The organism is Colwellia sp. 12G3, from assembly GCF_002836775.1.
Taxonomy (GTDB): domain Bacteria; phylum Pseudomonadota; class Gammaproteobacteria; order Enterobacterales; family Alteromonadaceae; genus Colwellia.
In genome coordinates this window covers 100,278-114,978 of sequence record NZ_PJAQ01000028.1, presented here as the reverse complement: position 1 = coordinate 114,978, position 14,701 = coordinate 100,278, and the positions used below count along the sequence as shown (strand labels likewise).

Here is a 14,701-nt window from a genome sequence, read left to right as displayed (position 1 = left end):
TTGAGAATTATTATGGCTACAATTTTTGACCCCACAGAACATCCCCATCGACGATATAATCCGTTAATAGATGAATGGATTTTAGTTTCCCCACACCGAGCAAAGCGACCTTGGCAAGGGCAAGTAGAAAAGCTTGATGAACAAGAAAGGCCAACACACGATAAAGAATGTTTTCTCTGTGCGGGTAACACCAGAATAAATGGTGAGGTCAATGACGAGTATACAAAAACGTTTGTCTTTACCAATGATTTTGCTGCAATCAAGCAGGACACCCCAATTATTAAAAGCGATGACCCACTTTTTAAAATGGCAACAGAGCAAGGTGAGAGCCGTGTTATCTGCTTCTCACCTGATCATAGTAAAACCTTGCCTCAGCTTTCTGTAGAGGAAATTACTCGCGTAGTTGATACGTGGCAAAACCAGTGTGAAGAGTTAGGGAAAACCTATATGTCAGTGCAGGTCTTTGAAAATAAAGGCAGTGTCATGGGCTGTTCTAATCCTCATCCTCATGGACAGGTTTGGGCGCAACAACAATTACCGACCTTAGTGATGAAAAAACAAAAAGCACAGCAGGCCTACTTAAAACAGCATGGCAGTAATTTATTACAAGACTATGTTGCCAGAGAAATTGAAAATAACGAACGTATTGTGGTGATAAATGATGATTGGCTTGTTGTTGTACCTTATTGGGCAGCATGGCCGTTTGAAACGTTACTGCTACCACGCTTTACTGTGTCACGCCTAACTGAACTTAATACTCAACAAAAGTTATCTCTGGCAGATATTATTAAGCAAATAACCATCAAGTATGACAATTTATTTAATTGCTCTTTTCCTTATTCCATGGGGTGGCACGGTGCACCTTTTGATGGTCAACAACATGATGAATGGACTTTGCACGCTAGTTTTTTTCCACCTTTATTAAGATCTGCCACGGTGCGTAAATTTATGGTGGGTTATGAAATGATGGCTGAAGCACAACGAGATCTTACCGCAGAGCAAGCTGCACATCGACTACGTGATTTGTCAGATATTCATTATAAGGAGCAACACTGATGTCTAAGTATGTGCCACAACTTGTGCCTGAATCAGAAAACGTTGAACAAAAACAGCTTGCTCAACAATTATTTGAACAGCAATTTAAATGCTCAGCCCAGATCGTTTGTCACGCGCCTGGTCGAGTCAATTTAATGGGCGATCATACCGATTACAATGACGGATTTGTGCTTCCCGCCGCGATTAATTATGGCACTACTATTGCCGCTTCTTCGCGACAAGACAACGTAATAAAAGTGTATGCCCATGATTGTGAGCAACAAACAAATGAATTTTCCCTGAATGAAATAACGTTTGATCAACAGTTAATGTGGACTAATTATGTTAAAGGCACATTACAAGCGTTAATGGCAAAGTATCCAGACATTAAAGGCGCAAACCTTGTAGTCACGGGCAATGTGCCACAAGGCGCAGGTTTAAGTTCTTCGGCCAGCTTTGAAATAGCCATTTTAAAAACGTTTTCGCAGCTTTATCAAATAGATTTAGAGGGTGTCAGTGCCGCGCTCATGGGTCAGCAAGCAGAGAATAATTTTGTTGGTTGTAACTGCGGCATTATGGACCAACTTATTTCTGCCATGGGACAAAAAAATCACGCCATGCTGTTAGATTGCAAAGACTTATCCTTTGAAGACGCAGCTATCCCTGAAGATTTAGTACTGTTTATTGTTAATTCCAACGTTAAACGCGGCTTAGTTGACAGTGAGTACAACTTAAGAAGAAAGCAATGTGAAAAAGTTGCTTTGTATTTTGGTGTTTCTGCCCTTCGAGAAGTTACTTTGGCGCAACTAAATTCAGCCAAAGAACAAATTGATCCGGTATTATTCAAACGAGCCCGCCATGTAATCACTGAAAATACTCGAGCGATTACTACATTTAATGCATTAAAACAGAATAATATGGCAACGATTAGTACCGTGATGAAAGCGTCTCATACTTCTTTACGAGATGATTTTGAAGTGAGCACTAAGGAAATGGATGGTTTGGTTGCTATCATCGAAAGTGTTTTAGGCGCTAATGGGGGCGTTAGAATGACTGGCGGTGGTTTTGGTGGTTGTGTTGTCGCCTTAGTACCAAAATCTATGGTTGAACAGGTAAAAGATGTTGTAAGCAGCCGTTATGAGGAAGAATTCTTTTTAAAACCTAGCTTTTATCTATGCACTGCAACACAAGGCGCATTTAGATAATTACCTTGTAGATAATTTAAGGTTAGACAATGAATTTTTAGAAAATCCGCTTAAATAGAACACGTTCAAATAAAATATAATAATTAAAAGCAAAAGGAACAAATAATGGATATTACAAACAAATTGGGGACCATAGACAGCACTATTTTTATTGTCTATGTCATAGGACTATTGTGTTTAGCTTTATGGATTTCTCGTAATGAGAAGAAAGAGGGCGCAAATACTGAAGATTATTTCTTAGCAAGCAAATCATTGCCTTGGTGGGCTATAGGGGCTTCTTTAATCGCCGCAAATATTTCCGCAGAACAAATTATTGGTATGTCAGGCTCTGGTTACGCTATTGGGTTAGCGATTGCTTCGTATGAATGGATGGCCGCTATTACCTTGGTATTAGTCGGTAAATACATGTTGCCTATTTTCTTGGAAAATAAAATATTTACCATGCCGCAATACCTTGAACAACGTTTTGATAATAAGGTAAAAACTACCATGGCTATTTTTTGGCTAGCGGTATACACCTTTGTTAACTTAACCGCGGTGTTATGGTTAGGTGGCATGGCCATTGAAACGGTAGCAGGTGTTGATTGGATGTTCGGCATGATATTTTTAGCCGTATTCTCTGTTGCTTACTCTTTATATGGCGGCTTAAAAGCCGTTGCTTTTACCGACATATTACAAGTGGTGTTATTGGTCTTTGGCGGTTTATTACTCAGTTATTTAGCCTTAGATGCCGTTGCTGATGGTCAAGGGCTTTTAGTCGGTTTTGGGATTCTAACCGATACAATGCCTGAGCATTTTGACATGATATTAAGTTCAGATAATGACCATTATATGAGCCTGCCAGGTATTTCTGTGTTAATTGGTGGCATGTGGGTAATGAACTTTAGTTATTGGGGTTTTAACCAGTATATTATTCAGCGTGCTTTAGCCGCTAAAGATTTAAAAGAAGCACAAAAAGGTATTGCTTTTGCAGCCTACCTTAAATTATTAATGCCGCTTATTGTGGTCTTACCCGGCATTGCAGCGGTAGTTCTTTATCCGACATTAACTACCCCGGATCAAGCCTATCCGTCAATGATGGCATTAATGCCTGTAGGTATTAAAGGGCTAGTTTTTGCTGCATTAGTTGCCGCCATAGTATCTTCGCTAGCGTCAATGACCAATAGTATTTCTACCATCTTTACCATGGATCTTTATACGCGTTTTAAGCCGAACGAGAGCCAACGTCACTATGTACATATTGGTCGTATTGCTGCATTAGTTTCTTTGTGTATCGCGTTAATTGTGGCTCAACCTTTACTGGGCAAGTTTGACCAAGCGTTTCAATATATTCAAGAGTTTACTGGTTTCTTTACCCCAGGCATCGTTGTTATATTTGTTATGGGCATGTTCTGGAAACGTGCAACATCAACAGGCGCATTATCAGCTGCTTTAGGCTCAGCAGTATTTTCGTTAGTGCTTAAGTTTTCGTGGCCTGAGCTACCATTTATGGACCGAGTTGGCTTAGTCTTTTTACTTTGTTTAGCGCTTTGTTATGTGGTTTCCATGTTAGGAAAACCTAATAGTGCTGATAGCAGTGTGAGTTTAGAACAGGTGAGCTTTGCAACAAGCAAGTCATTTAATGTCGCTGCAATAGGTGTGGTACTTATCCTTACGGCTTTATACGCCACTTGGTGGTAAACAAAACATCAATAGAAAAAGGCCAAGTTATTGGCCTTTTTACTTTTCAAGGAGCTTAATGATTAACGTGAACACAGCACTCGCAGAGGAACTGGCAACAGTAACACTGACCAATAACTATGGCATGTCTGTTGAAATTATTAATTTGGGTGCCCGAATTAAATCAATTAAATTTCCCGTGAATACTATACCAACGGAAATGACACTGGGCTATGCTTCGCCGCAGCAGTATCTAACTGATGAGTTCTATTTAGGCGCAACCTGTGGCCGAGTATGTAATCGTATTTCAGGTGGTAAATTTCAGCTAGACGGTAAGCAATATCAGTTACCTCAAAACGACGGTGAAAATTGTTTACATGGTGGGAATGATAATTTTGCTTTTCGTTATTGGCAAATAGATAGGCAAAGCCTCACCAGTACTTCAGTGACTTTATCATTAATTTCTCCTTGTGGAGACCAAGGTTTTCCTGGGGAATTAACCTTATCTGTTACTTATCAGTTAAGTACGGATAATAAACTCAGCATAAATTACTCAGCTAATACTAACTTAGTCACAGTAATCAATTTGACCAATCATGCTTACTTTACTCTGGGTGAAAATGACTGCCAGTCATTATATTTGCAAATGATGTCATCGGCATTCCTCGAAACGGATGCTGCTAATATTCCAACGGGTAAAATAGTTGCCGTTGCTGAGACTGATTATAATTTTAGAGAACCCGCTTGTATTGGCGATCGACAGCAGAACTCTCAAGATGAATCTCTTCAAGAAAAAAAGGGCTATGATCATTGTTTTGTTCTGGATAGCACACCTTTTGGTGAGCCGAAAGCGGTGCTAACGTCTTGGCAGAATCAAATTAGTTTATCTGTCTACACGGATCAGAGTGCAATTCAGCTTTATACTGGCTTCTATTTAAACGGAAAGTTTACGCCTTACCAAGGCTTGTGCTTAGAGGCGCAAAATTATACTGACGCAGAAAATAACAAACATTTTCCTAGTAATATCTTACAGCCCCATCAAGAATATCAGCGACAAATTATTTATAAATTTGAATCAATAACATAGCCGCGCTATTAATTGTCATGCATCAGGCAATGGTACGGCTATAGGTAGCCTTAAGGTTAGGCTGCTACTGTTCACTTGTGCTAGCTAAAATACTCTACGTCAGTGTTGCTTTGATGTATTTTCGCTGTGCAGTACAAGATCACAAACTTTAAAGTAATTTATTATTTAAAGGTTAAAAAAAGCCCGAAACATTGATGCTCGGGCTAGGTAGTGAGAAGGTTGACTATTTACCTTCAGATTTACTTAAGAATTTATCATAAACCGCTTCAACTGACCAAGAGCCGGTAGGTTGGCTTGGTGGATACTGTTTAAAGGTTGAAAGAAATTTAGCCGTTTCAGATAAACCTAAATAAATATAAGGGGCTTTATCAATCATCCAATCGTAATATGAATTAGAGTTTTCTTCTGCTTTGCTCCAAGGATCACGACGTAAATTTTGAATTTTAGGCATTCTAAGCATAGTGAAAGGTTCGGCCCAAAGTGCTAGGGTTTTACCTCGGTTTTCAGCATAAACCATTTTCCAATCACCTATACGAATCGCAACAGGAAAGCCTTCATCATTCAAATAATGATAGATATTACGCGCACCTTTTTCTGATTTACCCGTTAAGTGCGGAAGCATGTTAAAGCCATCAAGATGAATCTTTTCTTGTTTATTACCAAAGCGACGTTCACCTTTAAGCATATCTTGCTTCAGTTGAGTATCTCCTGTGACTGCTGCTAGCGTGGGCATCCAATCTAAATGTGCCATGATCTCATTTGAAATAGAGCCCGCTTTGATTTTGCCAGGCCAGCGAACCATCATAGGTACGCGATAAGCACCTTCTTTTTCACTGTTTTTCTCGCCATCAAACGGAGTAACGCCTGCATCAGGCCAAGTATTATAATGAACACCATTATCAGTTGAATACATTACAATAGTATTGTCAGCAATTTTTAACGTCTCTAATTGATCTAACATCATACCCACATGGTTATCGTGAGCGACCATGACATCGTTATAAAAACCTTGCCCAGATAAACCGACATGTTTTGGGTTAATGTGTGTTCTAAAGTGCATTCCTGCAGTATTTACCCAAACAAAAAATGGTTTTTTGGCTTTTACTGCTTTAGCGACAAATTTTTGTGCCGCCGCAATAAACTCATCATCAGCGGTTTCCATACGTTTCTTGGTTAGCGGACCCGTATCTTCAATTTTTCCATCGGCATAAGAATGAATGACACCACGCGGACCAAATCGTTTCTTAAACGCTGGGTCTTTAGGGTAATCTGGATCTTCTGGTTCTTCCTCTGCATTTAAATGATAAAGGTTACCAAAAAACTCATCAAAACCATGATTGGTTGGTAAATGTTTATCTTTATCACCTAAGTGGTTTTTACCAAACTGACCTGTGGTGTAACCTTTAGCTTTGAGCATTTCGGCTATGGTGATATCTCTATCTTGAATACCTTCTTTAGCACCGGGTAAACCAACTTTTGTCATACCGGTACGTAAACCGGATTGCCCAGTTAAAAAAGTAGAGCGACCTGCAGTACAACTTTGATCACCATAATAATCGGTAAACATCATGCCTTCTTTAGCAATACGGTCGATGTTAGGTGTTTGATAACCCATAATACCGTGACTGTAGGCGCTAATGTTGGTGCGACCAATATCATCGCCCCAAAAAAACAAAATATTGGGCTTATCAGCTGCGAAGGCTGCTCCTGCATTTAGCATCAGGCCAATACCTAATGTTAAACGTTTAAATTGTATCTTCATTTTATTTTTCCTTTGTGTGTCAATGATAATGATTTTAATACGCTAAATTTTGACCGTTTGGACACGGAAATATATTCGTCATTAATTATTATGATGAATCAGGACAAAAAATTATTTGTGTGTAGCACTTAAGTCATTAACTATTTTTGAGTAAAGGCAGCCAATAACCAAAGCCCCAAAGCATAGTTTGTATAAAGCTCATTTCTTTACTGCTGTGATTTTTTATTTTATTTTTCATCGCCAAAAACTCAATAAAATGTACCAAAAGCACAGCACCAGCTAAAGCTAGCATATAAAATTGATACTCGGCTGGTAGCGGTGATAGGGATAATAGGCCTGATATCGCTAAAATCCACAACCCAACCAGTAAGAATTTTGTACTGTATATAATGAAATTAAACATTGGTTCTTTCCTTAATTATTGTGCCAGCATCATATCGGCAACTTTTTCGGCAATAGCCATGGTAGGAGCATTGGTATTACCACTGATAAGTGTCGGCATAATAGAAGCGTCTATTACTCTGAGCTTATCAATACCGTGTACTCTCAGATGATTATCAACCACCGCCATTTCATCATTGCCCATTTTACATGTGCCTACCGGATGAAAAACGGTGCCTAAACGCTCTTTAGTCTTAGCAAAAATTTGTTCGTCAGTTTCAAAAGCCGTGCCTGGGTGAATTTCATTATCATAATGTTGTGCTAATGCAGGAGCAGATAATATTTTGCGCAGCTGTCGCATACCATTAATTAAAACGGCTTTGTCTTTGCCGTCTTTATCAGAAAGTAAATTAAAATCTATCTCCGGCGCATCTTGGTAGTTAGCCGATTTTAACGACACAGTACCGGTACTTTCCGGACGAAGTACACAGACATGACACGAAAATCCATGTTGTGATAACAATTTAAAATCTCTGCCATTATCGTCATATAATAAAGGCAACATATGCAATTGAATATCGGGTCTGTCTTGATTGTCATTTGACTTAATAAAGCCACCCGCTTCTACAATAGTATTAGCAAGTTTACCTTTTCTCCCCGTTATATATTTCACGGTTTCTGGTAGCATTTTCAGTAAGCCTGTAACTGAGAGGGTAAAGCCATCTGTTTTTTTACTTTTTACCAATACACAGGCATCTACATGCTCTCGTAAGTTTTTCCCAACGCCTTTAAGTTCATGTACACAATTTATACCGTGTTGTTTTAGTTCGTTTTTATCACCAATGCCAGATAACATTAATAGCTGTGGTGAAGCGATACTACCACCACTTAAAATGACTTCTTTATTCGCTGTTAAGGTGCTCTTTTTACCTTTAATGAAAACTTCGACGCCATAGGCTTCTTTGTCTTTTAGTAGTACTTTACTCACTTGTGCGTGGGTTAATACGGTAAGATTATCTCTGGACAGTACCGGCAACAAATAAGCATGAGCAGCAGAACAACGCTTACCATCTTTTATTGTGCACTGGTAATAACCAACCCCTTCTTGCTCACTACCATTAAAATCATCGGTAACTTTAAAGCCAGCTTGTTGGCTAGCGTCAATATATCGTTTACTGATCTCATAGAAAATAGGGCGGTCAGTCACTTGTAAGGGACCTTCGCCGCCGTGCAATTCACTTTCACCACGGCTATTGGTTTCCGACTTCTTAAAATAAGGCAATATATCGTCAAATGACCAACCCTCATTACCTAGTTCTGCCCAATGGTCATAATCTTGTTTTTGGCCACGTATATAAAGCATGGCATTAGTCGCTGAACTTCCACCTAAGCCACGTCCACGTGGCACAAATAAGGGGGCACCATGGCGAATATCATTTTTAGGCTTAGCATTGAAACTCCAATTGAATTTTTTCAAAAACATAAAGGCTGAAAATGCGCCAGGGGTATTAACTAACATAGAATTATTATCACTACCTGCCTCTAATAAACAGACAGTAAATTTTCCATTTTCAGTTAACCTATTCGCCAAAACACAGCCCGCAGATCCCCCGCCAACTATAATGTAGTCAAAGTCGTTATGATGCGATTTATTCATATACCTTACCTTAAAGTTCTACTATTCATCCTTAAAAACATCTTAAGTCTGTGTATGTAATAGCGGGTAAATGCTATTAACATTTACCCTATTTTATTATACGAATTAACTATTAACTAAATAGTAATTATCGTCCTAAACGTCTAAGCGCAGAGGTGGAAAAGTCTGTTCTGTTGACTTTTTTGCCCCAAATCATAAAGGTCGGTTCTTCATTGCTTAACCCAGTAACCAAGTATCGTCCAGAGCTTAAGTCATATAACGTTTCTGCAACCATCCATGGGGTATCAACATCATAAAACTGAATATTATGCGCTTCAGATAACTTCCATAACTCACCACGGCCATCATATTGATCGATAACAGAGGCACCCCATGTATCTTCGTCAATAAAGAAGGTACGTTTCGCATAAATATGCCTAGTACCTTCTTTTAGGGTAGCCTCAACTTGCCAAACACGGTGTAATTCATAGCGTAGAAAACTAGCATTCAAATGACCTTGTTGTATTACGTCATCATATTTTGCTGTTGTATCAAGCAAGTTATAAGAATTATAAGGGATATAAAGTTCTTTTTTACCGACTAATTTCCAGTCATAACGATCAGGTGCTCCGTTGTACATGTCATAGTTATCAGAGGCTCTTAAACCATCGGTACCTTGACCAGGTCCGTCATAAGCAACGTTTGGTGCGCGACGAACACGACGTTGGCCAGAATTATAAACCCACGCTTTACGCGCTTCTTTTACTTGGTCCATTGTTTCATGTACCAATAAAGCTGTGCCTGTTAAACGTGCAGGAGCGGTAATTTGAGAAAGATAATAAAACAAAATATTGTCATCTTTTTTATCATCACGGCCACCTTCTAAAAATTCAGGCCACACTAACTGGTCATTCATTTTAACGGGTACAAATGAGCCATTTGATTGCACAGGAATGGTGGTGGTAAAACGTTTAGCCGTGCCACCACGAAAGCGAGTTATGTGATTCCAAATAACCTCAGAGCCATTTTTAGCAATAGGAAAGGGGATTGTTGTATCAAAATTAGCAACACCGTTACCCGACTGCACCAATTCAGCGGTTGTCGCATTTTTCTTAACGACATCATAAAGTTCATCAGCGTATGCAGCGGTTCTTCTTGTTTTATAAATAGGCATTTTATAATCAGCATACTTAGTAAACATTGCGATTTGACCTGCACTTAAGTTCGCTTTGTAGTCACTAAAATTAGCACTGGTTATTTCAAAGAGTGGTTTGTCTGTTGAGAAAGGATTTTCAGGACGTCCAGAGTCGTTGCTTTTAGTTGAGTTTTTACTCGTTAGTCCCCCGGTCCAAGCAGGGATAGTTTCTTCTGCATTGGCAGCCATTTCTGCACCTAATGGTGTCAGCGTATTACCTAATTTATCGGCTTCTTGTGGGCTGACTTTTGCAAATGCAGCACTGGTTGCTAGCGATAACAATAGTAAACTTGCTGTTGTAATATATTTTTTCATCATGATTCTCTTAATGTTTTTGCAATACAATGAATATGTTAATTAATATGAAATGCCAAATGACAGCGATATTAAGTCTTTATCTTCTAGAATATTATGACTACCACCTGAATAGTTGTTGTAGCCTACGGTGGCAGTATATTTCTGCTGGTATGCTGCTTCTAAAGAAAAGCCTAGATTTTTTCGTCCCTCATGAAATTGTTGAGCGGGGTCTGGTGAGTAGCCACTGACATCATGTGCCCAAGAGATGGTTGGTTTTAACGATACGCCAGCAAATACATCAGAATATTGCCAAACACCACGCATGCGATATCCCCATGCATTATCAGTAACAAAACCATCTGTACGACAATCGCCCGATAACGCTCCTGCGCCAACAAGATTGGCACAATTTAAGCCGCCACCCGCATCAAAGTCGCCCAAGCCAAACACCGAGTTTCTTCCGTAATGTTGGTCAGAATCTTCAACACCATCGGTTAAAATCATACCTACCTCGGCAATAATCGTTACTCGCGAAGCACCCATAGTATTCTCAAAAAATTGCACTGCGGTCATCTGTAATTGGGTGACATCAAACGCATCCCAACCTTTGACCTCTTCACCATAACCAACCGAGGTAACTCTAGGGCTGTAGCGTAAGAAAGGTGCTTCAGATAATGCTGCATTGAGTACTTCTGGTCCGCTAATCTGTACCGGTGTATCAGGCTTATAAGAAGCTTCACCTGATAACGCGACACCAGCAACATTGGTGGCAAAACTCACCCCATAAAAGGCTAAGTCTTCTGGGAATTCAATATTATAACCAGGATTTAATGCCGCTAAAGCACCACCTGTTGGGTCAAGTGCTTTAGGCACAAATACTGGCGTGGCATTTCCTGTAGCTAAAGGAATGCTAGTACGGACAGCGTTAATAAGGGGCAGGCGTGAATGAATATTCATATAATACACACCAAACTCAGTATCATTTAGTTCTGCAGCATAATAACGCGCTGCCAAACCATATTGACCTCCGTCATCAGGTTCAACATCAGCAACTCGTTCAGCAGCAAAGCCTGCAGCCAATCCTGCTTGATCACCTAAAGGACCTACGGAAACAGAGTTACAGCCCGTGGCGGCAAAATCAGCTCCTGAAAAATAGGTACCACAACCATCAATCTGAGTTTTTTCCCACTCATACTGATAGAAGCCTTCAATGCTTAAATTTTCGGTAATGCCGGCATTTGCATATAACATTCCAACCGGTAAAATACCTTCTTTTAAATCTGCACCAGGACGTCTTAATGCGGCCACATCAAAAGGGTTTGATGAATTCATACCGCCTTGAATAAAAGTACTTTCTCCCCAACTCACTACTTGTCTACCTAAGCGAATGTCTAGTGGCGTTTCGCCTAAATCAAATGAAGCATAAACATAGGCATCTAATAAAGTTATGCCAGAAAATTTAGTGTTGTTTTCAAAACCGTCATCACTTAATGGCGTATTCGGGGTATAGCCATTGTTTGAATTACCATGGCTGACATCACCCTCTTTAAGCGCATAGTCATACCAATATTTAAAACGTACAAAAGCGCCAAAATCGCCTTTGCTTAATTGTATATCATGCACACCTTTAATTATTTGCGAGTAGGCATCATGTTTTCCATAGTTTAAATTTCCATCATCAGTCGTTGATGTAGCACCAGTTCCGCCATTGGTTTTCCCAATAAAACGTGGGTCAGCATCCCCTAGTCGCCAGCTTGAACCAATGTCTAACTGCGAGTTGATTTGCAATAAAATTTCATCGTCTTCACCAAAGTTGAAGTCGACAGCGTGTGCTGATGATGCACCAAATGCCATCGCGACAACCAGCGCTAATGGTTTGATTTTGTGGTTATTATTTAGCATGTTATTCGCCTATTATTATCGTTGTAATACTTACTGTAATGTTTCTTCATCATTACATTACGACAATGTTCAGTTTAATATTTCGCTAAATGTGCCAACCTCTTGTCATTTCGCGCAAAACTCGTAGAATGGAAAAATATGAAAAATTCAGGCAACGCAGTGCAAAATTATTATTCGACATTAACCGGCTGGATGATCCCTACGTCAAGGGCTATGGATGCGCATAACATTGATATTGCCGCAGCATTAAAAACCTGTGATATTTCTCAAGATGCGATGGCGGATCAAGAATCTCGTATTGCCGCAGAAAAACTTTCCCAGTTACTTAACTACTGCAATGTTAAATTAGCACGACATGACTTTTCTATTTTGGTAGCGGAGCAGTTTCATCCGGGTATGTTTCATGCGCTTGGCTACGCTATGATGTCTTCAAATACGTTGCAAGATGCATTAGAGCGTATCGCTCATTACAAACGTGTTGTTTCAAATACCTGTCAATTAGTTAATTACGAAGAAAAGGGGCAGTTTGTTTTTGAGATGCAAATTATTACCTATGAAACAACAAACCGACCGGTATTGTCACTGCTCACAGTCGAAACTTTTTTAGCCACTATTATTCGTTTTTCTCGAGAACTGGTTACGTTAGACTTTTCACCAAAAAAAATCAGCTTTGCTTACCCAAAACCCGATCATGATATGAGTTACCTTGACAATTTCTTCAATTGTGAAATAGAGTTTTCTAGCAATAAAACCGCTATTTATTTCGACCTTAAACAAACACAAGAAAAGTTAATGTGCGGTAATCCTTTAATTACTCACAGCCATGAAAAAATGCTTGATGAATTCATGGCAAGAATTGATAAAAATGATTTAAGCCATGTAATCAAAAATAAAATTTTTGAATTGTTACCACTGGGCGCACCTTCTCAAACTGAAATTGCCGAATACCTTGGGATGAGTTTGCGTAATTTACAACGAAAATTACAAGACCAAGGCACAAGTTATAAAGAAATACTGGAAAACACTCGTAAAAAATTAGCGATGAATTACATTGTTCAACAACATTTAAGCTTGAGTGAAATTGGCTATTTGGTCGGTTTTTCGAGCGTAGGTAACTTTAACCGTGCTTTTAAACGTTGGACTAATCAAACGCCGGGCGATTATCGACAAAGCCAAAAAGCATAACCCTTTCGACAAAACCACCGCAAAAAAACGCTAAATATTGACTGTGTTGCAAAGATAATCATTTGGCACGTTTAACGCCTCTCAAGTTATCTTTATTCATGAATACTAATAAGCATGATTTTTTCACTTATTAGGTTTTCTATGCGCACACCTTATGTCGTCTTTAGCGTGATGAGCTTACTGCTTGCTTCATTTTTTAATATCGCACAGGCGAAAAGCTCCTCCAACTTATTGGAATTACCTGCCGTCGACAGTGACTTAGCCAATAAAAGTGTACTCATGGCTATAACGCCAACTAATGACGCTATTCTTGCTGTAGGTGAACGTGGACACATAATAAAGTGGCAAAATAACAATAACTGGCAGCAGCAACAATCGCCAGTCAGTGTTGCTATAACTGATGTCACCATACTCTCTGACGGTAGTAAAATTGCCGTTGGCCATGATGGTGTCATCCTAAAAGTGGCGAGTGATAGCACAGCATGGCGCACGGTATTTACGGGTAAAGAGATAACAAGCTTAACAATAGAGCAATTAAAAAAACAACAGGAAATATTGCAGCAATTGCTCTTGAAAACTCAAGATGAAGATGAACTTGAAGCGTTAACTTACCAACTTGATGATTTAGCCTTTGCGATTAAAGATAACCAAATAGAATTAAAGTCAGGGCCCAATAAGCCGCTGTTATCGGTTACCCGAACGTCGAATGATATCTTATTTGCTAGCGGTGCCTACGGTATATTACTCAGTAGTAAAGACACAGGTGAAACGTGGAAGTTAGTAAGCAATCAACTTGATAATCCTGATAGTTTTCACCTCAATGCTGTTATAGCGACATCAGATGATCAACTTTATATTGTTGGTGAAAATGGCACCGGTTTTCATTCTACTGATGTCGGCCAAACATGGTCGGTAATGGCATTGCCTTATTCGGGCAGTTTATTCGGCATTATCGCCAATACAGTCAATGTTCTCCCCCCTTCTATTGGCGATAACATTGCAACTGACGATAACAATGCAACTGACGATAACAATCCAACGAATAGTACACAGCTTGTCGCGTTTGGCTTACAAGGCAATATCCTGATATCGCTTGATGGAGGAGGGCATTGGCAGCATAAAAAATTACCCAGTAGCACCAGTTTACTCGGCGGAAATTTCTCTAAACAGGGCAAGGTATATTTAGTGGGGCATGGTGGTCTCATTGTCAGTTTCGATCCAGAAAATCCATCCTCTTTAAACATTAAAAAGCATCCCTCAGGCGCGGCATTTTCTAGTGTTTTAGTTAAAGACAATGCATTGATTCTTGCGGGTCAATTCGGTATTTCACAATGGCCGCTTAAGGAAGAGGAATAAG

General features: G+C 39.5%; 11 protein-coding genes. 6 read left to right on the top strand and 5 right to left on the bottom strand.

Annotated elements, in window-relative coordinates; translation table 11 throughout:
• The first annotated feature begins 12 nt into the window (after positions 1–12).
• The 4 genes from CXF71_RS08405 to CXF71_RS08390 all read left to right on the top strand — a co-directional run bounded on the left by CXF71_RS08405 (position 13) and on the right by CXF71_RS08390 (position 4,986).
• Complete coding sequence (locus tag CXF71_RS08405) at positions 13–1,056, top strand: UDP-glucose--hexose-1-phosphate uridylyltransferase (protein ID WP_101232513.1); 1,044 nt, start codon at positions 13–15, stop codon at positions 1,054–1,056.
• Positions 1,056–2,240 (top strand): galactokinase, encoded by a 1,185-nt coding sequence (gene galK / locus CXF71_RS08400; RefSeq protein ID WP_101232512.1) that lies wholly within the window; start codon positions 1,056–1,058, stop codon positions 2,238–2,240. Before CXF71_RS08405 ends, galK begins: the two co-directional genes overlap by 1 nt.
• Positions 2,241–2,345: 105 nt before the next feature.
• Entirely contained in the window at positions 2,346–3,920 is a 1,575-nt protein-coding gene (locus CXF71_RS08395) for a sodium/sugar symporter (protein ID WP_101232511.1), read from the top strand.
• 58 nt (positions 3,921–3,978) lie between these two features.
• Positions 3,979–4,986 (top strand): aldose epimerase family protein, encoded by a 1,008-nt coding sequence (locus CXF71_RS08390; protein WP_101232510.1) that lies wholly within the window; start codon positions 3,979–3,981, stop codon positions 4,984–4,986.
• 223 nt (positions 4,987–5,209) lie between these two features.
• On the opposite strand, the gene CXF71_RS08385 is transcribed toward CXF71_RS08390, so the two are convergent.
• The 5 genes from CXF71_RS08385 to CXF71_RS08365 form a co-directional block, all read right to left on the bottom strand.
• Positions 5,210–6,748, bottom strand: a complete 1,539-nt coding sequence (locus CXF71_RS08385) for an arylsulfatase (protein WP_101232509.1) — start codon at positions 6,746–6,748, stop codon at positions 5,210–5,212.
• Positions 6,749–6,884: 136 nt separating this feature from the next.
• Positions 6,885–7,151 carry a DUF1145 domain-containing protein gene (locus CXF71_RS08380; RefSeq protein ID WP_101232508.1) on the bottom strand — a complete coding sequence of 89 codons (267 nt, stop codon included), beginning with the start codon at positions 7,149–7,151 and terminating at the stop codon, positions 6,885–6,887.
• Positions 7,152–7,166: 15 nt separating this feature from the next.
• A complete protein-coding gene (locus CXF71_RS08375) occupies positions 7,167–8,786 on the bottom strand; it encodes a GMC family oxidoreductase (RefSeq protein WP_101232507.1) in 1,620 nt (539 codons plus the stop codon).
• Between the two features lie 127 nt (positions 8,787–8,913).
• The gene (locus CXF71_RS08370; RefSeq protein WP_101232506.1) at positions 8,914–10,275 is read right to left on the bottom strand and encodes a DUF1329 domain-containing protein; all 1,362 of its coding nucleotides are present in this window, start codon (positions 10,273–10,275) and stop codon (positions 8,914–8,916) included.
• Between the two features lie 42 nt (positions 10,276–10,317).
• A complete protein-coding gene (locus CXF71_RS08365) occupies positions 10,318–12,159 on the bottom strand; it encodes a DUF1302 domain-containing protein (RefSeq protein ID WP_101232505.1) in 1,842 nt (613 codons plus the stop codon).
• A gap of 138 nt (positions 12,160–12,297) precedes the next feature.
• Here CXF71_RS08365 and CXF71_RS08360 point away from each other — a divergent pair, with 138 nt between their 5' ends.
• On the top strand, positions 12,298–13,344 hold the full coding sequence (locus tag CXF71_RS08360; RefSeq protein ID WP_232771420.1) for an AraC family transcriptional regulator: 1,047 nt from the start codon (positions 12,298–12,300) through the stop codon (positions 13,342–13,344).
• A 141-nt stretch (positions 13,345–13,485) separates the two neighbouring features.
• Positions 13,486–14,700: a WD40/YVTN/BNR-like repeat-containing protein gene (locus CXF71_RS08355; protein ID WP_157826716.1), complete on the top strand. Its 1,215-nt coding sequence runs from the start codon at positions 13,486–13,488 to the stop codon at positions 14,698–14,700.
• Position 14,701 lies beyond the last annotated feature (1 nt).